Raw genomic sequence first — 23,193 nt, 5'->3', positions numbered from 1 at the left:
CTTAACTCTCCTTCGATGACGCTTTTTCTGACAGATAGTTAGCCATCCGGCAGTATTGGGCGACAGAGATATTTTCCGCTCGCAGCGCCGGATCAACACCCAGTTCCGTCAGCACTTCAACGCTGAACAGATTACCGAGGCTGTTACGTACCGTTTTACGGCGCTGGTTAAACGCTTCGGTCGTAATGCGGCTCAGGACGCGAACGTCTTTGACCGGGTACGGCATTGTCGCGTGAGGGACCAGGCGTACAACGGCGGAATCAACTTTAGGCGCAGGCGTGAACGCGGATGGCGGTACTTCAAGTACCGGGATCACCTGGCAGTAATATTGTGCCATAACGGTTAGTCGACCATACGCTTTACTGTTTGGCCCTGCAACCAGACGGTTGACCACTTCTTTTTGCAACATGAAATGCATGTCGGCAATGGCATCAGTATAGGTAAAAAGATGGAACATCAGCGGTGTGGAGATGTTGTATGGCAGGTTACCAAATACGCGCAGCGGCTGACCCAGGGTTTGCGACAACTCGCCGAAGTCCATGGTCATAGCATCTTGCTGATAGATAGTCAGCTTCGGCCCTAAAAACGGGTGCGTTTGCAGGCGTGCGGCCAGATCGCGGTCCAGTTCAATGACCGTGAGCTTGTCTAGACGTTCACCTACCGGCTCGGTTAATGCCGCAAGGCCCGGGCCGATTTCGACCATGGCCTGACCCTTTTGCGGGTTGATCGCAGAGACAATACTTTCGATCACAAACTGATCGTTGAGGAAGTTTTGCCCGAAACGTTTACGGGCTAAATGGCCCTGATGGACTCGATTATTCATTAGTATTAACAATCATTTTGATGGCGAGGTTAAGCGCCGTAATAAAACTGCCGACATCTGCTTGCCCACGACCCGCAAGTTCGAGTGCGGTGCCGTGATCAACGGATGTGCGAATAAAGGGCAGGCCCAGTGTGATATTCACACCGCGACCAAATCCCTGGTATTTTAGCACGGGGAGACCCTGATCGTGGTACATTGCCAGCACGGCATCCGCGCTATCGAGATATTTAGGTTGAAACAGAGTATCTGCGGGCAGTGGACCGCGTAATTTCATTCCCTGACCACGCATTTCATCCAGTACTGGAATGAGCGTATCGATCTCTTCCGTCCCCATATGACCGCCTTCCCCCGCATGTGGGTTCAGGCCGCAGACCAGAATCTGCGGATCGTTCAGGCCAAACTTGGTACGTAAATCATGGTGCAGAATGCCGATCACTTCCCGCAGTAGTGTGGGCGTAATGGCATCGGCAACGTCTCTGAGCGGCAGGTGCGTGGTTGCCAGGGCAACGCGCAGCTCCTCGGTCGCCAGCATCATCACGACTTTTTTCGCCTGCGAGCGTTCTTCAAAGTACTCAGTGTGTCCGGTAAACGGCACGCCGGCATCGTTGATCACGCCCTTGTGAACCGGGCCAGTAATCAGCGCGGCGAATTCACCGTGTAAGCAACCGTCGCATGCGCGAGCCAGCGTATCAACCACATACGGTCCATTCTCTACCGCCAGTTGCCCCGCAATGACAGGGGCCCGCAGCGCAATCGGTAACAGCGTCAATGTGCCCGCTGCTTGTGGTTTGGCTGGGATATCAGGAGAGTAGGGGAGGAGCGAAAGCGGTAAACCGAGCGTAGCTGCTCGGTTCGAAAGTAACGCGGCATTGGCGCAGACGACGAGTTCAACCGGCCACTCACGCTGCGCAAGCTGGACCACCAGGTCCGGACCAATCCCGGCGGGTTCGCCGGGAGTGATGACAACGCGTTGAGTACGGACCATTAGTTGCTCAGAATTTTAACGTACGCGCTGGCACGCTGTTCTTGCATCCAGGTCGCCGCTTCTTCTGAGAACTTACGGTTCATCAGCATGCGGTAGGCTCTGTCTTTCTGCGCGGCGTCAGTTTTATCAACGTTACGCGTGTCCAGCAGTTCGATCAGGTGCCAGCCAAAAGAGGAGTGCACCGGAGCGCTCATCTGACCTTTGTTCAGTCGGGTCAGCGCATCGCGGAAGGCTGGATCGAAAATATCCGCTGCCGCCCAACCCAGATCGCCGCCCTGGTTTGCAGAGCCAGGATCCTGAGAGAACTCTTTAGCCGCGGCGGCAAAGGTCGTTTTACCGCTCTTAATATCAGCCGCGATTTGCTCCAGTTTCAGACGCGCCTGCTGATCGGTCATGATCGGAGACGGTTTCAGCAGGATATGGCGGGCATGAACTTCCGTTACGGAGATGCTCTGGCTCTGGCCACGCATATCGTTGACTTTCAGAATGTGGAAGCCGACACCTGAACGAATCGGGCCGATGATATCGCCTTTTTTCGCAGTGCTTAGTGCCTGTGCAAAGATGCCTGGCAGTTCCTGAATACGTCCCCATCCCATCTGGCCGCCTTTCAGCGCCTGCTGGTCTGCGGAATAGGTGATCGCCAGTTTACCGAAATCGCTACCGTTACGTGCTTCTTCGACGACAGCACGCGCCTGGCTTTCTGCTTCATTAACCTGGTCGGAGGATGGGTTTTCCGGTAACGGAATCAGAATGTGGCTCAGGTTCAGCTCAGTGCTGGCATCATTTTGGTTGCCAACCTGCTGAGCCAGAGCATCCACTTCCTGCGGCAGAATGGTGACGCGACGGCGAACTTCATTGTTACGCACTTCAGAGATGGTCATCTCTTTACGGATCTGGTTACGATAGGTCGAATAGCTCAGACCATCGTGGGCCAGACGACTGCGCATCTGGTCCAGTGTCATATTGTTCTGCTTAGCGATGTTGGCGATGGCCTGATCCAACTGCTCATCAGTGATTTTCACCCCCATCTTCTGACCCATCTGCAGAACGATTTGATCCATGATCAAACGTTCGAGGATCTGATGGCGCAGCGTTGCGTCGTCGGGTAATTGCTGACCCGCCTGACCCGCATTAAGTTTTACTGACTGCATTAAGCCATCAACGTCGCTTTCCAGAACGACACCGTTATTGACGACGGCTGCGACTTTATCGACTACCTGTGGGGCAGCGAAACTGGTATTCGCGACCATGGCGATACCGAGAAGCAGCGTTTTCCAGTTCTTCATACTTTTTCCATTATTAATTAACCGCAATGCGGATTACGTTTTAAATCAATCAGATCATAAAGCGCTTTGATACGGCAAAATGTTCGAACGCAACATTTGGTTGGTGCCGAGACCATAGTTAGAGCTCAGACCGCGGAGTTCGATGTTAAAGCCGATCGTGTTGTCATAAATCGCGTGTTTTTGCGTATCATCCCAACCGTTCAGCTTACGCTCGTAGCCAAAGCGAATGGCATAACAGCAGGAGTTGTACTGCACGCCCAGCATCTGGTCAGCAGGTTTATTGACGTTCGTATCGAAGTAATAAGCCCCGACAATTGACCAGCGGTCAGCAATCGGCAAGCTGGCCACGGCGCCCACTTGAGAAATCCCGTTTTCATACTGTGCCTGATTCCATTTATTTTTATCAGCACTGTTATTCGGCAGTGTGGCCTGGATGTATTCCGGGCTGGCGTAACGGTAGTTCAACTGCAGCAAACTGTTTTCGTCACGACGGTATTCGATACTGCTGTTGCTGGTCGCGATGCTGTCCAGACGGGTATCGTACTGGATCCCGCTGCGTAAACCCCAGCGTTCGGAGATACGCCAGTAGGTATCGCCTGCCCACACCAGTGAACCGGTTTTGTCATCATTCTCCCATTCTATGTTGTCATCACCGGTGCGAGACTCGGTGAAATAGTAGATTTGACCCACAGAAATGTTAAAACGTTCAACGGCGGCGTCATCATATACGCGAGATGTGACCCCGGTCGTTACCTGGTTGGCCGAGGCAATACGGTCCAAACCGCCATAGGTGCGGTCACGGAACAGGCCGCTGTAGTCAGCTTGCAGCAGGGAAGAGTCGTAGTTATTAATGTTGCTTTGATCGCGGTATGGCACATATAAATACTGCGCGCGCGGCTCCAGCGTCTGGGTATAACCCGGTGCCAGCATTGCCATATCGCGTTCAAAGATCATCTTACCGTCGACTTTAAACTGCGGCATCACACGGTTTACGGTCTCGTCATACTGAGGGTAATCGTCAAGATTACTCTGCTGATAGTGCGTAGCCAGCATTTTGGCTTCAGTGTTGATACTTCCCCACTGATTGGACAACGGCAGATTGATGGTCGGTTCGAGGTGTAAACGCGTTGCTTCCGGCATGTTGTCGGTCGTGTTGACGAAATGCACTGCCTGTGCATAAACGCGGGTATCAAACGGACCAACATCGTTCTGATAGAAGTTAACGTCTAGCTGTGGCTCGGCGGAATAGCTACTCTTGTTCTGATCGCCAAAGACCTGGAACTGTTTGGTAGAAACTGTCGCATCAAAGTTCTGTACCGCGTAGCCGACGCTGAATTTCTGCGTGGCGTAGCCGTCGGTACTGGAACCGTACTTGTTATCAAAGTCATTGAAATAACTAGAGTCGCTGACCTTGGTGTAGTCGACATTGAAGCGCCACACCTGGTCCATCACGCCAGCGTGTTGCCAGTAGAACAACCAGCGGCGTGAGTTGTCATCCTTCGAGTTTTCATCCTCGTAGACTTTATCGGAGTTCAAATAGTCGAATTCCATCAAACCGGCACCCGCCTGGCTGAGGTAACGGAATTCGTTCTCCCACATCACGCCGCCACGACGGTGCATGTAATGCGGGGTGATGGTGGCGTCCATATTGGGCGCGATGTTCCAGTAATACGGCAGGTAGAACTCAAAATAGTTATTGCTAGTGTATTTTGCGTTCGGGATCAAGAAACCGGAGCGGCGTTTATCGCCGACGGGCAGTTGCATATACGGGCTGTAAAAGACCGGAACCGGACCCAGTTTAAAGCGGGCGTTCCAGATTTCCGCAACCTGTTCTTCGCGATCGTGGATCACTTCGCTACCGACAACGCTCCAGGTATTGGAACCTGGTAGACAGGAAGTGAAGCTCCCGTTTTCCAGAATGGTGTAGCGGTTTTCACCACGCTGTTTCATCAGGTCGGCTTTACCGCGTCCCTGACGACCGACCATCTGATAGTCACCTTCCCAGATGTTGGTATCTTTGGTATTCAGATTTGACCAACCCTTCGGCCCCTTCAGAATGACCTGATTGTCATCATAGTGGACGTTACCCAGCGCATCGACGGTACGTACCGGCTCCGGCAGACCCTCGGCCTGCTTCTGGTGCAACTGCACTTCGTCAGCCTGCAGGCGGCTGTTACCCTGTGCGATATCCACGTTGCCAGTAAACACGGCGTCATCCGGGTAATTCCCTTTCGCGTGATCGGCATTGATGGTAACAGGTAATTCATTGGTCTCGCCCTGCACCAGAGGACGGTTATAGCTTGGCACGCCCAACATGCACTGTGAGGCGAGATCGGCTGCCAGACCCTGTTGACTATAAAGGGCGCTGGCAATCATGGTGGCCAGAAGAGTGGGAATACGTTTTTTCATACGTTGTATTTATTGTTCCATCATCAGTAGCGTCGCGCGTGACAAACGGTCACAGCCTAACTTATCTCATCTTCACTGCGCTAGTGTTAATCCTGCCCATTTAGGCATCCGTGGTGTTAGGCACGGCATTGAATGACAGGTATGATAATGCAAATTATAGGCGATGTCCCACAATTGACCGCTGCCGTAAAACGGTAAAAGCACCTTATATTGTGGTACATAGCCCGGCTGGCAGCGTAAAGATTTGGGGAGTCTATGCAGTATTGGGGAAAGATTATTGGTGTCGCCGTGGCCTTAATGATGGGCGGCGGCTTCTGGGGCGTGGTTTTAGGCCTGCTTGTGGGTCATATGTTCGACAAAGCCCGCATGCGCAAAATGGCGTGGTTTGCCAATCAACGTGAACGTCAGGCGCTGTTTTTTGCCACCACCTTTGAGGTGATGGGACACCTGACCAAATCAAAAGGACGTGTCACGGAAGCCGATATTCATATCGCCAGCCAGCTGATGGACCGGATGAATTTACACGGTGACTCACGAACCGCTGCGCAGCATGCCTTCCGGGTGGGAAAATCAGACAATTACCCATTACGTGAAAAAATGCGCCAGTTTCGCAGCGTCTGTTTTGGCCGCTTCGACCTGATCCGTATGTTTCTGGAGATCCAGATCCAGGCGGCGTTTGCGGACGGGTCGCTGCATCCTAACGAACGTGAAGTGCTATATGTGATTGCTGAAGAGCTGGGGATCTCGCGCGCGCAATTTGATCAGTATCTGCGCATGATGCAGGGTGGTGCGCAGTTTGGTGGTGGATATCAGCAACAGTCTGGCGGTGGCTGGCAGCAGGCACAGCGTGGCCCGACGCTGGAAGATGCGTGTAATGTGCTGGGTGTTAAAGCGACCGACGATGCCACTACTATTAAGCGCGCTTATCGTAAACTGATGAGCGAGCACCATCCCGACAAGCTGGTCGCGAAAGGACTACCGCCGGAGATGATGGAAATGGCCAAGCAGAAAGCGCAGGAAATTCAAAAGGCCTATGAGTTAATTAAAGAACAGAAAGGCTTCAAGTAAGCGGCAGAATAAGTTGCCGGATGGCGGCTAGCGCCTTATCCGGCCTACGTTGAAGAATGTAGGCCGGGCAAGCGTAGCGCCCCCGGCACAGAGCAGCACAAAATTTAAAAATCTGCCGGGACTTTAAAGGTCATACTATTGCCATACTCGGGATGAGTAATGGTGAGCATCTCGGCATGCAGCAGCAGGCGTGGCGCTAACGCCAGGGCTTCCGGCGGGGCATAGAAGCGGTCACCCAGAATCGGATGCCCTAACGCCAGCATATGCACGCGTAGCTGATGAGAACGCCCGGTAATGGGTTTCAGCACCACCCGCGCGGTATTATCCGCCGCGAATTCCACGACTTCATACTCAGTCTGCGCGGCTTTGCCCGTCTCATAACAGACTTTCTGTTTTGGTCGGTTCGGCCAGTCGCAAATCAGCGGTAAATCCACCAGTCCCTCGGCGGGTGAGGGATGCCCCCACACGCGTGCGACATACTGCTTCTTCGGTTCGCGCTCGCGAAATTGACGCTTTAGCTCGCGCTCTGCCGCTTTGGTCAGCGCCACTACAATCACGCCGCTGGTGGCCATGTCCAGGCGATGCACTGATTCTGCCAGTGGATAGTCGCGTTGAATACGCGTCATCACACTGTCTTTGTGCTCTTCAAGGCGACCCGGCACGGACAACAAGCCGCTCGGCTTGTTGACCACCATAATGTGTTCATCCTGATACAGGATAACCAGCCAGGGTTCCTGCGGCGGATTGTAGTTTTCCATCCCCATGTATGGCTCCGTTACTGATGCGTCACGACGATCAGGCGTAAGGCATCCAGACGCCAGCCGGCCTGATCCAGGCTTTCCATCACCTGCTGACGGTTGCTTTCAATCGCGGCAAGTTCGTCATCACGGATGTTCGGGTTAACGGCGCGCAGCGCTTCCAGACGCGACAGTTCTGCAGACAGCTTCTCATCCGCTTCTTTACGTGCGGCGTCGATCAGCGCGCGGGCAGATTGCTCAACCTGCGCTTCACCCAACTGCAGAATCGCATGGACATCTTGCTGCACGGCGTTGACCAGCTTGCTACCGGTATGGCGATTAACGGCACTGAGCTGGCGGTTAAAGGTTTCAAACTCCACCTGAGCGGCGAGGTTGTTACCGTTTTTATCCAGCAACATGCGCACCGGCGTCGGAGGCAGGAAGCGGTTGAGCTGCAGTTGCTTCGGTGCCTGCGCTTCGACCACGTACACCAGTTCAACCAGCAGGGTACCAACCGGCAATGCTTTGTTTTTCAACAGAGATATGGTGCTGCTGCCGGTATCACCAGACAGGATAAGATCCAGACCGTTACGGATCAGCGGATGCTCCCAGGTGATAAACTGGGCGTCTTCACGCGACAGTGCAATATCTCGCTCAAAGGTAATGGTGCAGCCGTCTTCAGGCAACCCCGGAAAATCCGGGACCAGCATATGATCGGACGGCGTCAGCACAATTAAGTTGTCCCCGCGATCGTCCTGGTTAATACCGACGATATCAAACAGGTTCATGGCGAAGGCGATCAGGCTGGTGTCGTCATCCTGCTCCTCAATGCTCTCAGCCAGCGCCAGCGCTTTTTCGCCGCCGTTGGAGTGAATCTCGAGTAGACGGTCGCGCCCTTGTTCCAGTTGCGCTTTCAGTGCGTCATGCTGTTCACGGCAGGCTTTGATCAGATCATCAAATCCTTCATTGTTTTCCGGCTCCGCCAGATAACCAATCAGGTTGTTATAGACCGTATCATAAATCGTACGCCCGGTCGGACAGGTATGCTCAAACGCATCCAGACCTTCGTGGTACCAGCGCACCAGCACGGACTGGGCGGTTTTTTCCAGGTACGGGACGTGGATCTGAATATCGTGCGCTTGACCAATACGGTCCAGACGTCCAATACGTTGTTCCAGCAGATCCGGGTTAAACGGCAGGTCAAACATCACCAGGTTGCTGGCGAACTGGAAGTTACGGCCTTCAGAACCGATCTCCGAGCACAGCATTACCTGCGCACCGCTGTCCTCTTCGCTAAACCAGGCGGCAGCACGGTCACGTTCGATGATCGACATACCCTCATGGAATACGGCAGCGCGAATGCCTTCACGCTCGCGCAGCACCTGCTCCAGCTGCAACGCGGTGGTCGCTTTCGCACAGATAACCAGTACTTTCTGCGAACGATGACTGGTCAGGTAGCCCATCAACCATTCAACGCGTGGGTCGAAGTTCCACCAGGTGCCGGTATCGCCTTCGAACTCCTGATAAATCTGCTCTGGATAGAGCATGTCGCGGGCGCGCTCTTCTGCGCTTTTACGTGCGCCCATAATGCCGGAGACTTTGATTGCTGTCTGGTATTGGGTCGGCAGCGGCAGCTTAATAGTATGCAGTTCGCGTTTCGGGAAACCTTTCACCCCATTACGGGTGTTACGGAACAGTACGCGGCTGGTGCCATGGCGGTCCATTAGCATGGAAACCAGTTCCTGGCGCGCGCTCTGGGCATCTTCACGATCGCTGTTAGCAGCTTGCAGCAGCGGCTCGATGTCCTGCTCGCCAATCAGATCGCCGAGCATGTTCAGCTCATTGTTGCTCAGTTTATTGCCTGCCAGCAGCATGGCGACGGCATCGGCTACCGGACGGTAATTTTTTTGCTCTTCAACAAACTGCTCGAAATCGTGGAAACGGCTTGGGTCCAGCAGGCGTAAACGCGCAAAGTGACTTTCCATACCCAGCTGTTCCGGCGTTGCGGTCAGCAGCAAGATGCCCGGTACGCGCTCGGCCAGTTGTTCGATCGCCATATACTCGCGGCTTGGCGCATCTTCGCTCCACACCAGGTGATGAGCTTCATCGACCACCAACAGGTCCCATTCTGCTTCACACAAATGCTCCAGACGCTGCTTGCTACGACGCGCAAAATCCAGAGAGCAGATGACAAGCTGCTCGGTTTCAAACGGGTTGTAGGCATCGTGCTGCGCTTCGGCATAGCGCTCATCATCAAACAGCGCAAAGCGCAGGTTGAAACGGCGCAGCATTTCGACCAGCCATTGGTGCTGTAACGTCTCAGGGACGATGATCAGCACGCGTTCGGCGGCACCGGACAGCAGTTGCTGATGCAGGATCATCCCGGCTTCAATGGTTTTTCCCAGGCCCACTTCATCTGCCAGCAAAACGCGAGGGGCATGGCGACGACCGACATCATGGGCAATATTAAGCTGGTGGGGGATCAGGCTGGTACGTTGACCGCGCAGACCACTCCACGGCATACGATACTGTTCGCTCTGAAATTTACGCGCACGATAGCGCAGCGCAAAGCGGTCCATACGGTCGATTTGGCCAGCAAACAGACGATCCTGAGGTTTGCTGAACACCAGCTTGCTGTCGAGCAGGACTTCGCGCAGCACGACGCCGGTTTCTTCGGTATCAAGGCGGGTTCCGATATAGGCAAGCAGTCCGTTTTCTTCTTTTACTTCATCGACATGCAATTGCCAGCCTTCATGGCTAGTGATCGTATCACCAGGATTGAACATCACGCGGGTCACAGGGCAGTCACTGCGCGCATACAGACGGTTTTCACCCGTCGATGAGAAAAGTAAGGTGACGGTTCGCGCATCCATGGCGACAACGGTACCAAGTCCCAATTCGCTTTCTGTATCGCTGATCCAGCGTTGACCAAGTGTAAAAGGCATATGTGTTCGGCTCTATATCTTTAATTGCAGGCAATACTCGTCATGTATCGGGTAACCCGAGTTTTCAGAGCATACGACCCCGCTACCAGGCTAGTGAATCAGTGGTAGTGGTGTTAAATGGGTCCAGGAATGGAAAGGGCGCTATGGTACTGGATGGCGACGGTTTCGTCACGCGTCAAAATAACCCCAGTTGCCCTGTGAGTAGTGTAGCAAAGTTATCATCAACAAAGGGAAGAATTCCCTCGGCAACCGGCTGTATCTGGCGCGTAAGATAATGCTCATAATCCAGCGCAGAGAGCTGATAATCCACAGGTTCCGGGCCGTTTATCGTCCAGACATATTTTATGGTGCCACGGTTTTGATACTGCGGCGGACGGCCTCGCTTGACGTTCTGTTCATCGGCAAGCCGCGCGGCGCGAACGTGGGGCGGGACATTACGCTGATATTCGCTTAACGGGCGGCGCAGGCGCTTACGGTAAACCAGCTGATCGTCCAGTTCACCGGCCATCAGGCTGTCGATGGTTTCCCTGACAAAATCCTGATACGGCTCCTGGCGAAAGACCCGCAAATAGAGTTCCTGCTGGAACCGTTGTGCCAGCGGTGTCCAGTCAGTGCGTACGGTTTCCAATCCTTTGAAGACCATGCGCTGCTGGTCCCCGTCCTGAATGAGCCCGGCGTAGCGCTTCTTACTGCCCGTATCCGCGCCGCGAATGGTCGGCATCAAAAAGCGGCAAAAATGGGTTTCAAACTCCAGTTCGAGCGCGCTGGTCAGGTTTTGTTGTTGCAGCGACTGCGCCCACCAGGTGTTGACATGATGGACCAACTCCCGACCAATCCTTGCCGCATCCTCTTCCGCGTGTGCGCCTTTGAGCCAGACAAACGTTGAGTCGGTATCGCCATAGATAACGTCATAACCCTGCGCTTCAATCAGCGCTTTGGTCTGGCGCATGATCGCATGCCCGCGCATGGTGATCGACGAGGCCAGTCTGGGATCGAAAAATCGACATGCCGTGGTGCCTAGCACGCCGTAAAAGGCGTTCATAATGATTTTGAGCGCCTGCGAGAGCGGCTTATTTCCCTGGCGTTTTGCTTCGTCACGCCCGTGCCAGATCTGGGTCACTATTTCCGGTAGGCAGTGTTTTTCGCGCGAAAACCAGGCACCAAGGAATCCTTCAGTGCTGTGTTCAGGATCCGGCTGCGCCATACCTTCGATAAGTCCCACCGGATCGATCAGAAAGGTGCGGATGATAGACGGGTACAGGCTTTTGTAATCCAGAACCAGCACCGAGTCGTAGAAACCAGGACGCGAGTCCATCACATAGCCGCCGGGGCTGGCATGGGGGGGGACTTCCCCGAGATTTGGCGCAACGTAACCGGCACGGTGCATGCGCGGAAGATAGAGATGACCAAATGCCGCAACCGAGCCACCGTGCCTGTCGACCGGCAGACCGTTGACCGTTGAGCGCTCCAACAGAAACGGCATGATCTCGGTTTTATGAAAGATGCGTGTGACCAGTTCACAGTCTTTGAGATTATAAGTGGCAAGCGCGGGCTTATCCTGAGCGAATCGGCAGTCAATTTCGTCCATGCGGTCCCAGGGATTATCAATTGATTTCCCTTCACCCAGTAGCTCCTGCGACACCGTTTCCAGCGAAAACGAGGAAAAGTTCCAGAACGCGGATTTGAGGGCCTCAATGCCGTCAATGATCAGGCGGCCTTTGGCCTGGGCGAAAAAAACGCCGTTTTTGAAACCGTGCTCGCGCCATTCCAGTTCGCTGTTGTCACGGCCAAAACGCAGGGGAATTCGGTAACGCTCAGCATGATTTTGCAGGACACGTAAATCGAACTGCACGACGTTCCAGCCGATGATGACATCAGGATCGTGGTGGGCTATCCACGCGTTGAGCTTTTCCAGCAACTGCGGACGGCTCGCCACATATTCAAGTTCAAAATCAAGTTGTGAGGCATCACCGTTGGCCGGGCCGAGCATATAGACAATACGCTGTCCGCAGCCTTCGAGACCAATGCAGTAAAGCTCGCCGTGCCGCGTGGTTTCGATATCCAGCGATAGCCATTTTAAGGGGGGGCGATAGTCCGGGTTTGGCTTCAGCCGCGCGTTGATCAGCGTATCGTTATACCGATCGCCATCCACCCAAACGGGGGAGGTGATAAAGCGCTCCATCAGATAACGTTCCGGCGGACGCACGTCGGCCTCATAGACCGTGACGCTATTTTCGCGTAGCAGCTTCTCAAGACGCATCAACTGGCGATGGGATCGGCAGTACAGCCCCGAAACGGGCTGGCGATGAAAATCTTGCAGGTTAAGCGGAGCCAGCCGAAAGCCGTTTTCTGCGCGTAATAGTGAAGTAACGCGGGAAACCTGGCTGGTTGGGATGAAGGCAACTGACTCCTGCGGCGCAAGCGTGACCAGCAATGGCCCGTCGTCCGTTGCCAGCCAGAATGAAACCTCTGTCCCCTGTGGGGTATCCCGCCAGTGCCGGGTTAAAATAAAACCTGCCTGCGCCACGCTGCGTACCCATCAAAAAACCCGGCATGATTATAGCCTGGTTTATCTGGTTGTACTGTTTTTTTATACAGCTTATGACGAATTTGATTCATGAATACGAGGATGAAGATTTGGGTGGATGAATTATTTTATTCGTAGGCTTACTTTTTTAATTTTTTATTACTTATCTGATTTATATATTGCGAGTTGAATTCAAGTCCATTTCCGGATTTTTGTCGATTTTTAGGAATTGTGCTTATTTAATTATGCAACTAATTTCTCGGAAATGGAAAATTATGTTTTTTCTATTTGTGTTTATTACAGGTTGGTGTAAGAATTTTATTCGAAGTGTTCGGGCTAGTAGGTTAAATATAATATATTTAACTGGGATTCTATTGTTGAATAAAAACGGATTTCAGTTCGATTTCGTCGGGTTATCTCTCTGTGTTATTTGATTTTTATTTTAATATAATTTTATTTCTAGCGCTAACTGGGATACTTCAAATGTTTATTATATTTCATGTAATTAATATGAGAATGGAGTCTTTATGAATATTTTCTCTAAACAGCAACTTAGCGTCAAGTACAGTAACTATATGTTTGTTAATACATTGCTGGCTAACCCTGCTGTAAAGACCGTGAGTAAATTTATTTTATATAAAACATGGAACGGTCAACTGTGGAATGCTGAAGTTATTGATGATGGCAATGCTTTTTTCCATTGGCAGGGTAGTGATAAAAGTAACGGTCATCGTGATACGGTTATTAATTACGTGGTGAATGGTCAGAAGTGGCAGACTACAATTTCAGATTATGTCTTTTTCCATTGTGTGGAGGGCGATCAAGATAATGGGCATTGTGATACTGTAATTGACTATCTCTGCTCAAATGATTGCGTATATCAAGCTTCCTTTGCTGAATACTTCAGCGAATAATGATACTGGAGCGCGTAGTTTATCTACGCGCTTATAAAGAAGATTATTGTCCGTAGTAGGCTTTAGCACCGTGCTTACGCAGATAATGCTTGTCCAGCAGCGTTTGCTGCATATCCGGTAGCTGCGGTGCGAGCTGGCGGCAGAAGATCCCCATATAGGCAACCTCTTCCAGCACAATCGCGTTATGAACGGCATCTTCGGCGTTTTTACCCCATGCAAACGGGCCGTGAGAATGTACCAGTACGCCTGGCATTTGTGCCGCATCAATACCTTGTTTTTCAAAGGATTCAACGATCACATTCCCGGTTTCCCACTCGTATTCACCGTTAATTTCTGCATCGGTCATTTTTCGCGTGCAGGGAATAGCGCCGTAGAAATAGTCTGCGTGGGTCGTTCCTGTGGCTGGAATCGACTGACCCGCCTGTGCCCAGATCGTCGCGTGACGTGAATGGGTGTGGACAATACCGCCAATGCTCGGGAAAGCCTGATACAGCAGACGGTGAGTGGGCGTATCGGAAGACGGTTTTTTCTGCCCCTCCACCACTTCACCGGTGGCAATACTGACCACTACCATATCGTCCGCGGTCATTACGCTGTAATCAACACCGGAAGGTTTGATCACGAACACGCCATGTACACGGTCGACGGCGCTGACATTCCCCCAGGTGAGGGTCACCAGGTTGTGCTTTGGCAGCGCCAGATTCGCTTCCAGGACCTGACGTTTAAGATCTTCTAGCATGTTAACTCCTGAATGCCGGATGGCGTTACGCTTATCCGGCCTACGGTGATTTGTAGGCCGGTAAATGAAATGCCACCGGGCAATCCGTTTCGATAATTAACGTTTGAACCCGTAGTACACTTCGTTCCAGCGCAGCGCGTCCTTAAAGGCCGGCAGGCGGGTATCGTTGTCGATCACCGCGATCTCGATATCGTGCATTTCAGCGAACTGACGCATGTCATTCAGATCCAGCGCATGGCTGAAGACGGTGTGGTGTGCGCCACCGGCCAGGATCCAGGCTTCAGACGCGGTAGGCAGATCCGGCTGGGCTTTCCACAGCGCGTTCGCCACCGGCAGTTTCGGCAGGTCGTGCGGGGTTTGTACTGTATCAATGCAGTTGACCAGCAGACGATAGCGATCGCCGAGATCGATCAGGCTGGCAACCACGGCCGGGCCGGTTTTGGTGTTGAAGATCAGACGAGCAGGGTCGTCTTTACCGCCAATGCCCAGGTGCTGCACGTCGAGGATCGGTTTTTCTTCTACGGCAATCGACGGGCACACTTCCAGCATGTGCGAGCCGAGCACCAGATCGTTGCCCTTCTCGAAGTGGTAGGTGTAATCCTCCATAAATGAAGTGCCGCCTTGCAGACCGGTTGACATCACCTTCATGATGCGAAGCAGAGCGGCAGTTTTCCAGTCACCTTCGCCTGCAAAGCCGTAGCCCTGCTGCATCAGACGCTGTACGGCCAGACCCGGAAGTTGTTTCAGGCCGTGCAAATCTTCAAACGTGGTGGTAAAGGCATTGAATCCACCCTGTTCGAGGAAACGCTTCATGCCCAGTTCAATACGGGCGGCTTCCAGCACGTTCTGACGCTTGTCACCGTGGATTTGCGTTGCTGCCGTCATGGTGTAGGTGCTTTCATATTCGTCGATCAGCGCGTTGATCTCACCATCGCTAATCCCGTTCACTACCTGTACCAGATCGCCCACGGCCCAGGTGTTCACTGAGAAACCAAATTTGATCTGTGCAGCCACTTTATCGCCGTCAGTGACTGCAACTTCACGCATGTTGTCGCCAAAACGGCATACTTTCAGATGGCGGGTATCCTGTTTGGACACGGCCTGGCGCATCCAGGAACCGATACGCTCGTGCGCTTGCTTATCCTGCCAGTGACCGGTGACCACGGCATGCTGCTGGCGCATACGCGCGCCGATGAAGCCAAACTCACGGCCGCCGTGTGCAGTTTGGTTCAGGTTCATAAAGTCCATATCAATGCTGTCCCACGGTAGGGCGGCGTTGAACTGGGTATGGAACTGCATCAGCGGTTTGTTGAGAATGGTCAGGCCGTTGATCCACATTTTGGCCGGTGAGAAGGTATGCAGCCAGACCACCAGGCCCGCACAACGATCGTCATAGTTGGCATCGCGGCAAATAGACGTGATTTCGTCAGGCGATGTTCCCAGCGGTTTTAACACCAGTTTGCAGGGCAGTTTAGCTTCAGTATTCAGTGCGTTAACAACGTGCTCGGCGTGCTGGGTTACCTGACGCAGGGTTTCTGGGCCATACAGGTGCTGGCTACCAATCACAAACCACACTTCATAGTTATCAAAAATCGTCATTGTCGTGTCCTTAATGTGTCAGGGTTGCCAGATCTACCGGGGCTTTGTGCGCCGGTGCGGCAGTCGGAAGGTATTGTTGTTCGGCGCTTACCGCCCACTGCTGGTAGCGGCGATACAGTTGTTCAAAACGTTGAGCCTGCTCAGGACGAGGGTGCAGTGTGTTTTCCACGGCACTCGCCATTTTTTGCTGGGCGGCGGGGATATCGGCATGCACGTTTGCGGCAACGGCGGCAAAAATTGCCGCACCAAGCGCGCAGCACTGGTCTGAGGCGACAATCTGCAGCGGACGATTAAGGACGTCACAACAGGCCTGCATGATGACCGGGTTTTTACGTGCGATGCCGCCGAGCGCCATCACGTTATTCACTGCGATGCCTTGTTCGGTAAAGCATTCCATAATGGCGCGTGCACCAAACGCCGTTGCGGCAATCAATCCACCAAACAGCGCTGGTGCGTCGGTCGCGAGGTTAAGGTCGGTAATGACCCCTTTCAGACGTTGGTTGGCATTGGGTGTACGACGCCCGTTGAACCAGTCGAGTACTACCGGCAGATGATCCAGCGACGGATTTTTTGCCCATGCTTCGGTTAGCGCAGGCAGCAGCTGTTTTTGGCTGGCTTTAATCTGTGTTTTGAGTTCCGGGTGCTGCGCAGCAAGCTGCTCCAGCGGCCAGCTCAGCACGCGGCTAAACCAGGCATAGATATCGCCGAAGGCGGATTGACCGGCTTCCAGGCCAATAAAGTGCGGCACCACGCTGCCATCAACCTGGCCGCATATGCCTTTCACTGCGCGCTCGCCGACGCTGGCTTTGTCGGCAATCAGAATGTCGCAGGTCGAGGTGCCAATGACTTTCACCAACGTGTTTGGCTGTGCGCCCGCGCCGACTGCGCCCATATGGCAGTCGAATGCACCGCCGGAAATGACCACGCTTTCCGGCAGACCCAGGCGCTGCGCCCATTCCGCACAGAGCGTGCCCACTGGCAGGTCTGCGGTGAAAGTATCGGTAAACATCGGGTATTGCAGATGTTGGTTGATGAGGGGGTCGAGTTCATCAAAGAAACTGGCTGGCGGCAGGCCACCCCAGCTTTCATGCCACAGGGATTTGTGACCGGCGCTGCAGCGTCCGCGACGAATATCCTGTGGGCGCGTGGTGTCAGAGAGCAGGGCGGGGATCCAGTCGCACAGCTCAATCCAGGACACGGCAGCCTGCGCGACTGCGTTGTCCTGGCGGGTAACGTGCAGGATTTTCGCCCAGAACCATTCACTGGAATAAATGCCGCCGATATAGCGGGAATAATCGACCTTGCCCGGCGTATGACACAGGCGGGTGATTTCTTCGGCTTCTTCGACTGACGTGTGGTCTTTCCACAGGACGAACATCGCGTTCGGGTTCTCGGCGAACTCTTCTCTGAGTGCGAGGACGTTGCCGTTGGCATCAATAGGCGCAGGGGTTGAACCGGTGCTGTCAACGCCAATCCCGACCACTGCCGCACGCTGTTCTGCGCTCAGTTCGCCGAGGACCGTTTTCAGTGCGGCTTCCATGGATTCAATGTAGTCACGCGGGTGATGGCGAAACTGGTTGTTTGGGCCATCGCAATATTGCCCTTCCTGCCAACGTGGGTACCACTCTACGCTGGTGGCAATCTCCTCGCCGGTGGCACATTCCACCGCCAAAGCGCGTACTGAATCACTTCCAAAATCGAGGCCAATTGCAATCGCCATCGTCTTACTCCATCCAAAAATACGGGTATGGATAAACAGTAGATAATAGGGGTAAAAACCGTCAGGCAGGATCCGCTAATCTTATGGACTAAAATGCTGTGGCATCACAAAGTGTGACGCCGTGCAAATATTCAATGTGGACATTTCTGCCGTAGTTATAGACACTTTTGTTAGCCGTTTTTATCGTTGGCGCAGGACATGTTTTTTACAAAATGCTTTTCGCATGCGGGGTTGATGGTCCATCACTGAAACCATAACGGTCTAGAGGGGCGACGGTGACGATATCTTGCATAATATGGACGATTTGTTTCTTATCAGAACACCGGGAGTATTGAAATTATGGCTGAACCGCAAAACGATCCCCTGTTGCCGGGCTACTCGTTTAACGCGCATTTAGTGGCGGGATTAACCCCTATTGAGGCGAACGGGTACCTGGATTTTTTTATTGACAGACCGCTGGGAATGAAGGGCTATATCCTGAACCTGACCATTCGCGGGGAAGGGGTCATCAACAATCAAGGTAAGCAGTTTGTTTGCCGACCGGGCGATATTTTGCTGTTTCCGCCGGGTGAAGTTCACCATTACGGCCGCCATCCCGATGCCAGTGAATGGTACCACCAGTGGGTCTACTTTCGACCTCGCGCCTACTGGCAGGAGTGGCTTACCTGGCCGGCGATTTTTGCACAGACTGGTTTTTTCCGCCCGGATGAAGCGCATCAGCCACACTTCAACGAACTGTTCGGCCAGATAATCAGCGCCGGGCAGCGGGAGGGTCGTTACTCTGAGCTGTTGGCGATCAATTTGCTGGAACAACTGCTGCTCAGACGTATGGAAGCAATTAATGAATCTCTGCATCCCCCCATGGATAACCGCGTGCGTGATGCCTGTCAGTACATCAGCGATCACCTGGCGGACAGCAATTTTGATATTGCCAGCGTCGCGCAGCATGTCTGCCTGTCGCCGTCTCGTTTGTCGCACCTGTTCCGCCAGCAGCTCGGCATCAGCGTACTCAGCTGGCGTGAGGATCAGCGAATCAGCCAGGCGAAGCTCCTGTTGAGCACCACGCGCATGCCGATCGCCACCGTCGGGCGCAACGTCGGGTTTGACGATCAGCTCTATTTCTCCCGCGTTTTCAAAAAATGTACCGGCGCCAGCCCGAGCGAGTTTCGCGCTGGCTGTGAATAAAAAGTGAATGATGTGTCCGAAAAGTTGTCATATCTCGCAAACTATTCATACGAATGATGGCTTGACGAAGTTGAGAAGGGTTATCAGAATCCTTGCTTCGTAAATCTGACGGACACATTATGCAAGCATTGCTGGAACATTTTATTCTCCAGTCCGCCGTATACTCTTTGATAGCCGTACTGCTGGTGGCTTTTCTGGAGTCGCTGGCGCTGGTGGGCTTAATTTTACCCGGTACCGTGCTGATGGCCGGACTGGGTGCGCTGATTGGTAGCGGTGAACTGAACTTCTGGCATGCCTGGCTTGCGGGCATTGTCGGCTGCCTGATGGGTGACTGGATCTCCTTCTGGCTGGGCTGGCGTTTTAAAAAGCCGCTGCATCGCTGGTCTTTTATGAAAAAGAACAAGGCGTTACTGGATAAAACTGAACATGCGCTTCATCAGCACAGCATGTTTACTATTCTGGTAGGTCGTTTTGTTGGTCCGACGCGTCCGCTGGTGCCAATGGTGGCGGGGATGCTTGATCTGCCTGTCGCCAAATTTATTGTGCCTAATATCATTGGCTGTGTACTGTGGCCGCCGTTTTATTTTCTGCCGGGTATCCTGGCGGGCGCGGCAATTGATATTCCCTCAGATGTACAGAGCGGCGATTTCAAATGGCTATTGCTGGCGACCGCACTATTGCTGTGGGTCGGGGGATGGCTGTGCTGGCGGCTATGGCGTAGCGGCAAAGCGGCTGTTGATCGCTTAACCGTTTATTTGCCGCGAGGTCGACTGCTGTATCTGGCGCCGCTTGTTCTCGGGATCGGCGTGGTGGCGCTGGTCGCACTGATCCGCCATCCGCTGATGCCGGTGTATATCGATATCCTGCGCAAAGTGGTGGGCTATTAGGGCTGATTTTGCCGGATGGCGCTGGCGCTAATCCGGCCTACGGGCCGCAAATTGCGCCACTATGCTTTAATACCCAACAGCGCCGAGGCGCTGGCGTGACCGCTCAACAGCTCATCTGTTTTACCTTGCCACGCAATGCGCCCGTCGGCGACTACGATTGAACGTGGCGCAATGCGCGCGGCGTCTTCTACGCTGTGGGATACCATCAGCATCGTCAGCTGCTTCTCACGACACACGTCGGCCACCAGTGTGAGCATTTCCTGACGCAGGGCGGGGTCGAGTGCGGAGAACGGTTCATCAAGCAGCAACACGGGCTGCTCCCGCACCAGGCAGCGCGCCAGGGCTACACGCTGGCGTTGCCCGCCAGAAAGCTCGCCAGGAAGCCTTTCCAGCAACATGTCGAGTCCCATTTGTTGAGCAATGTGGCGCATTTTCTCCTGCTGCTGCGCGTTCAGTTTCAACCCAGGGTTAAGGCCGAGGGCGATATTCTGTTGCACACTCAGGTGGCTGAACAGATTGTTTTCCTGAAACAGCATGGAGACAGGGCGGCGAGAAGGCGGCGTGCGGGTGTGATCCTCACCACCAATCATCATTGTGCCGCTGGCTGGTGCCAGAAAACCGGCAATCAGGTTTAATAGCGTACTTTTCCCGGCGCCGCTGGGTCCCAGCACGGCGATCTGTTCACCGCGCGCGACCGACAGCGTAAAGCGCATGGGTAAATGGTGATACAGCCATGTGATATCAATCAGTTTTAACATGTCGACCCGGTAATTTCTCAATAACAGTAAACAGCGTAAAGCACAGGATCAGCAGCAATAATGCGGTGACTGCACCATCCTGACTGCGATAGGAGCCAATCTGCTGATAGAGGTAAAACGGTAGCGTGCGGAAGTCCTCGTTGCCAAACAGGGCTACCACGCCAAAATCGCCAATCGACAGGACGCAGGCGAAGGCCATGGCTTGCGCCAGCGGGCGTTTCAACGCACGCAGCTCAATCACTTTCAACCGCGACCATCCTTCAATGCCTAAAGACTGGCACAACATGCTGTAGCGCGCCGTCACGTCACGCATCGGGTTTTCCAGCACTTTCAGCGCATAAGGGATAGCCATTAGTGCATTGGTAAAAATCACAATGCCGTCGGCAGAGTCCGGCAGTCCAATACTGTTATTGAGCAGCAGGAAGAACCCGGTTGCCAGCACGATGCCCGGCATTGCGAGGATCAGCATGCCGCTCAGTTCCAGCGCCTGACCGGCTAAAACTTGCTGCCGTGCCCGCAGCTCGCGGCTGCTCCACAACAGCATCATGGTGAGAATGACGCACAGCAGGCCTGCCGCCAGCGCAATACGCAGCGAAGTCCACAGGGCTTGCCACAATACAGGCTGCGCGAGAACGTCCAGAATATGACGGTTAACACCATCGACAATCACCGCCAGCAGCGGCGGGAGTAACAGCAGCAGCGCCAGAATAATCAGCAGGGTGTCGGTCACTCGGCTGTGCAGGCGGTCGTCGGGATCGCGCCAGCCTTGTACCAGCGTGGTGCCGGGGGCTATCGCTCGACTCATGCGCTGGCTGAGCAGCACCAGTCCTAAGCAGCAAATCATCTGGATCAGTGCCAGCATGGCGGCGCGCACGGGATCGTAGTCGAAGCTCAGCGCCTGATAGATAGCCAGCTCGATGGTGGTCGCCTGTGGCCCGCCGCCGAGCGACAGCACGGTAGCAAAACTGGCGAAGCACAGCATAAAGATGAGCGCCGCTACCGGAGGGATCTGGCGGCGCAGCCACGGCCATTCAACGAAGCGGAAGAAATGCCAGCCGCGCATACCTAGCTGCGCGGCGAGCTGCCGCTGTTCGCCGGGAATATTCTCCAGCGACTGCAGCAGTAAACGGCTGGCCATCGGCAGGTTGAAAAAGACGTGTGCCAGCAGAATGCCCTGCAGACCGTACGGTGAAAACGTCCACTCCAGGCCGAGAGCCTGCCAAAGTGAGGCCAGCCAGCCCTGACGACCGTAGACGCTAAGGATGCCAAAGACGGCGACCAGCACCGGCAGGATCAGCGTCATTGCGCACAGGCGCAGCAGCGCTATACGCCCAGGGAAACGGCGACGATAAAGCGCCCGGGCGAGGAAGATTGCCGGGATCACCGACAGCGCAGCGGATAAAAATGCCTGCCAGAAGGAAAAACGCACCACGTGCCACAGGTAGCTGTCCTGCCACAGCGTGAACCAGTCTCCCTGAGGGGCGTTCAGCCACAGCGCCAGAAACGCCGCCAGGGCGACGGCCACTATCAACGTAGCGGCCGAAAGCCCTGGGAGCAGCCAGCCGGGAATTAACGGCTGACGGCGCGTTGCCATGCGTTAATCCATGTCTGACGTTGAGTTGCTACCTGTTGTGGGGTGAATTCCAGCGCGGTGGACGGTTTTTCCAGTTGTGCAATGCCAGGAGGAAGCGTGACCTGGGTTACCGGATACATCCAGTTGCCAGTGGGGATCGCGTTCTGGAACGCCGGAGAAACCATAAATGTCAGGAATTTTTCCGCCAGTTCGGGCTGTTTGCTGGCGGCGGTACGTGCGGCGACCTCCACCTGCAAATAGTGTCCCTCGCTAAAATTGGCGGCGGCGTAGTTATCTTTCTTCTCTTCGATGATGTGATACGCCGGAGAGGTGGTATAGCTCAGCACCAGATCGCTTTCACCTTTCAGGAACAAACCGTAGGCTTCACTCCAGCCCTTGGTGACGGTGACGGTTTTAGCCGCCAGTTTCTGCCAGGCTTCCGGCGCTTTATCGCCGTACACTTTCTGCATCCACAGCAGCAGTCCCAGACCCGGCGTGCTGGTGCGTGGGTCCTGATAAATTACGCGCCATTTCTGGTCGCTTTCGACCAGTTCTTTCAGGCTCTTCGGTGGGTTTTTCAGCTTGTTTTTGTCATACACAAAGGCGAAATAACCGTAATCAAACGGTACAAAGGTGTCGTTTTTCCAGCCGCCAGGGACGTTGATGGCATCGCTCGCCACGCCGCTTTTGGCAAACAGTTTGGTCTGCATTGCCGCGTCGAGCAGGTTGTTATCCAGTCCGAGCACGACGTCGGCTTTACTGTTTTTTCCTTCCATACGCAGGCGGTTAAGCAGCGAGACGCCATCTTCCAGCGCCACCAGCTTTAGTTCGCAGTTGCAGTCGGCTTCAAAGGCTTTTTTGATGGTTGGACCGGGGCCCCAGTCGGCGGCGAACGAGTCGTAGGTATAGACGGTCAGAACGGGTTTGGCGAAGGCAGGCGCTGCGCACAGCAGTAAAAGCGGAAGACATTTTTTAAACACTTTGCACCTCATAAAGTAAAACTCTTAATAATTCGAGTTGCAGGAAGGCGGCGACGTA

At 53.9% G+C, this 23,193-nt stretch carries 17 protein-coding genes; 4 read left to right on the top strand and 13 right to left on the bottom strand.

Annotated features, from left to right (window positions below):
- Position 1 precedes the first annotated feature (1 nt).
- Genes rsmA through lptD form a run of 4 tightly spaced genes read right to left on the bottom strand, consistent with a single transcriptional unit; the run spans position 2 to position 5,503 of the window.
- A complete protein-coding gene (gene rsmA / locus IB214_RS20425; protein ID WP_096758337.1) occupies positions 2 to 823 on the bottom strand; it encodes a 16S rRNA (adenine(1518)-N(6)/adenine(1519)-N(6))-dimethyltransferase RsmA in 822 nt (273 codons plus the stop codon).
- On the bottom strand, positions 816 to 1,808 hold the full coding sequence (pdxA, locus tag IB214_RS20420) for a 4-hydroxythreonine-4-phosphate dehydrogenase PdxA (RefSeq protein ID WP_117342330.1): 993 nt from the start codon (positions 1,806 to 1,808) through the stop codon (positions 816 to 818). The genes rsmA and pdxA overlap by 8 nt, the downstream gene beginning before the upstream one ends.
- Positions 1,808 to 3,094 carry a peptidylprolyl isomerase SurA gene (gene surA, locus IB214_RS20415; RefSeq protein ID WP_096758335.1) on the bottom strand — a complete coding sequence of 429 codons (1,287 nt, stop codon included), beginning with the start codon at positions 3,092 to 3,094 and terminating at the stop codon, positions 1,808 to 1,810. Before surA ends, pdxA begins: the two co-directional genes overlap by 1 nt.
- A 54-nt stretch (positions 3,095 to 3,148) precedes the next feature.
- Positions 3,149 to 5,503, bottom strand: a complete 2,355-nt coding sequence (gene lptD, locus IB214_RS20410) for an LPS assembly protein LptD (RefSeq protein ID WP_117342329.1) — start codon at positions 5,501 to 5,503, stop codon at positions 3,149 to 3,151.
- 255 nt (positions 5,504 to 5,758) lie between these two features.
- On the opposite strand from lptD, the gene djlA reads away from it, so the two are divergent.
- Entirely contained in the window at positions 5,759 to 6,571 is an 813-nt protein-coding gene (gene djlA / locus IB214_RS20405; protein ID WP_096758333.1) for a co-chaperone DjlA, read from the top strand.
- A 104-nt stretch (positions 6,572 to 6,675) separates the two neighbouring features.
- Here djlA and rluA read toward each other — a convergent pair whose 3' ends face one another.
- From rluA to polB, 3 genes are all read right to left on the bottom strand, one after another.
- Positions 6,676 to 7,335, bottom strand: coding sequence for a bifunctional tRNA pseudouridine(32) synthase/23S rRNA pseudouridine(746) synthase RluA (gene rluA / locus IB214_RS20400; protein ID WP_115259480.1), 660 nt, complete (start codon positions 7,333 to 7,335; stop codon positions 6,676 to 6,678).
- Between the two features lie 11 nt (positions 7,336 to 7,346).
- Complete coding sequence (rapA, locus tag IB214_RS20395; RefSeq protein ID WP_115259479.1) at positions 7,347 to 10,253, bottom strand: RNA polymerase-associated protein RapA; 2,907 nt, start codon at positions 10,251 to 10,253, stop codon at positions 7,347 to 7,349.
- A 175-nt stretch (positions 10,254 to 10,428) separates the two neighbouring features.
- A complete protein-coding gene (polB, locus tag IB214_RS20390) occupies positions 10,429 to 12,780 on the bottom strand; it encodes a DNA polymerase II (protein ID WP_117342328.1) in 2,352 nt (783 codons plus the stop codon).
- Positions 12,781 to 13,307: 527 nt separating this feature from the next.
- Between polB and IB214_RS20385 the strand changes: the two genes are divergently transcribed.
- Positions 13,308 to 13,694, top strand: a complete 387-nt coding sequence (locus IB214_RS20385) for a DUF4751 family protein (RefSeq protein WP_115259478.1) — start codon at positions 13,308 to 13,310, stop codon at positions 13,692 to 13,694.
- A gap of 43 nt (positions 13,695 to 13,737) precedes the next feature.
- On the opposite strand, the gene araD is transcribed toward IB214_RS20385, so the two are convergent.
- The 3 genes from araD to araB all read right to left on the bottom strand — a co-directional run bounded on the left by araD (position 13,738) and on the right by araB (position 17,752).
- The gene (araD, locus tag IB214_RS20380; protein WP_117342327.1) at positions 13,738 to 14,433 is read right to left on the bottom strand and encodes an L-ribulose-5-phosphate 4-epimerase; all 696 of its coding nucleotides are present in this window, start codon (positions 14,431 to 14,433) and stop codon (positions 13,738 to 13,740) included.
- A gap of 96 nt (positions 14,434 to 14,529) precedes the next feature.
- Complete coding sequence (gene araA, locus IB214_RS20375; RefSeq protein WP_117342326.1) at positions 14,530 to 16,032, bottom strand: L-arabinose isomerase; 1,503 nt, start codon at positions 16,030 to 16,032, stop codon at positions 14,530 to 14,532.
- A gap of 10 nt (positions 16,033 to 16,042) precedes the next feature.
- Positions 16,043 to 17,752 carry a ribulokinase gene (araB, locus tag IB214_RS20370; RefSeq protein ID WP_115259475.1) on the bottom strand — a complete coding sequence of 570 codons (1,710 nt, stop codon included), beginning with the start codon at positions 17,750 to 17,752 and terminating at the stop codon, positions 16,043 to 16,045.
- A 339-nt stretch (positions 17,753 to 18,091) separates the two neighbouring features.
- On the opposite strand from araB, the gene araC reads away from it, so the two are divergent.
- Positions 18,092 to 18,937 carry an arabinose operon transcriptional regulator AraC gene (gene araC / locus IB214_RS20365; protein WP_117342325.1) on the top strand — a complete coding sequence of 282 codons (846 nt, stop codon included), beginning with the start codon at positions 18,092 to 18,094 and terminating at the stop codon, positions 18,935 to 18,937.
- Positions 18,938 to 19,056: 119 nt separating this feature from the next.
- Positions 19,057 to 19,824, top strand: coding sequence for a DedA family protein (locus tag IB214_RS20360; protein ID WP_096758325.1), 768 nt, complete (start codon positions 19,057 to 19,059; stop codon positions 19,822 to 19,824).
- A 59-nt stretch (positions 19,825 to 19,883) separates the two neighbouring features.
- Here IB214_RS20360 and thiQ read toward each other — a convergent pair whose 3' ends face one another.
- Genes thiQ through thiB form a run of 3 tightly spaced genes read right to left on the bottom strand, consistent with a single transcriptional unit; the run spans position 19,884 to position 23,135 of the window.
- Positions 19,884 to 20,582 carry a thiamine ABC transporter ATP-binding protein ThiQ gene (gene thiQ, locus IB214_RS20355; RefSeq protein ID WP_117342324.1) on the bottom strand — a complete coding sequence of 233 codons (699 nt, stop codon included), beginning with the start codon at positions 20,580 to 20,582 and terminating at the stop codon, positions 19,884 to 19,886.
- A complete protein-coding gene (gene thiP / locus IB214_RS20350; RefSeq protein WP_117342323.1) occupies positions 20,566 to 22,176 on the bottom strand; it encodes a thiamine/thiamine pyrophosphate ABC transporter permease ThiP in 1,611 nt (536 codons plus the stop codon). Before thiP ends, thiQ begins: the two co-directional genes overlap by 17 nt.
- Positions 22,152 to 23,135 (bottom strand): thiamine ABC transporter substrate binding subunit, encoded by a 984-nt coding sequence (thiB, locus tag IB214_RS20345; RefSeq protein ID WP_115259471.1) that lies wholly within the window; start codon positions 23,133 to 23,135, stop codon positions 22,152 to 22,154. The genes thiP and thiB overlap by 25 nt, the downstream gene beginning before the upstream one ends.
- Between the last annotated feature and the right edge of the window lie 58 nt (positions 23,136 to 23,193).

This window comes from Citrobacter sp. C1, assembly GCF_014596895.2.
Taxonomy (GTDB): Bacteria; Pseudomonadota; Gammaproteobacteria; order Enterobacterales; family Enterobacteriaceae; genus Citrobacter; species Citrobacter gillenii.
This window is presented reverse-complemented; position numbering and strand designations above follow the sequence as displayed.

Coding starts and splice junctions, on each gene's coding strand:
- rsmA (WP_096758337.1), bottom strand. CDS start 823: ATGAATAATCGAGTCCATCAGGGCCATTTAGCCCGTAAACGTTTCGGG.
- pdxA (WP_117342330.1), bottom strand. CDS start 1,808: ATGGTCCGTACTCAACGCGTTGTCATCACTCCCGGCGAACCCGCCGGG.
- surA (WP_096758335.1), bottom strand. CDS start 3,094: ATGAAGAACTGGAAAACGCTGCTTCTCGGTATCGCCATGGTCGCGAAT.
- lptD (WP_117342329.1), bottom strand. CDS start 5,503: ATGAAAAAACGTATTCCCACTCTTCTGGCCACCATGATTGCCAGCGCC.
- djlA (WP_096758333.1), top strand. CDS start 5,759: ATGCAGTATTGGGGAAAGATTATTGGTGTCGCCGTGGCCTTAATGATG.
- rluA (WP_115259480.1), bottom strand. CDS start 7,335: ATGGGGATGGAAAACTACAATCCGCCGCAGGAACCCTGGCTGGTTATC.
- rapA (WP_115259479.1), bottom strand. CDS start 10,253: ATGCCTTTTACACTTGGTCAACGCTGGATCAGCGATACAGAAAGCGAA.
- IB214_RS20385 (WP_115259478.1), top strand. CDS start 13,308: ATGAATATTTTCTCTAAACAGCAACTTAGCGTCAAGTACAGTAACTAT.
- araD (WP_117342327.1), bottom strand. CDS start 14,433: ATGCTAGAAGATCTTAAACGTCAGGTCCTGGAAGCGAATCTGGCGCTG.
- araA (WP_117342326.1), bottom strand. CDS start 16,032: ATGACGATTTTTGATAACTATGAAGTGTGGTTTGTGATTGGTAGCCAG.
- araB (WP_115259475.1), bottom strand. CDS start 17,752: ATGGCGATTGCAATTGGCCTCGATTTTGGAAGTGATTCAGTACGCGCT.
- araC (WP_117342325.1), top strand. CDS start 18,092: ATGGCTGAACCGCAAAACGATCCCCTGTTGCCGGGCTACTCGTTTAAC.
- IB214_RS20360 (WP_096758325.1), top strand. CDS start 19,057: ATGCAAGCATTGCTGGAACATTTTATTCTCCAGTCCGCCGTATACTCT.
- thiQ (WP_117342324.1), bottom strand. CDS start 20,582: ATGTTAAAACTGATTGATATCACATGGCTGTATCACCATTTACCCATG.
- thiP (WP_117342323.1), bottom strand. CDS start 22,176: ATGGCAACGCGCCGTCAGCCGTTAATTCCCGGCTGGCTGCTCCCAGGG.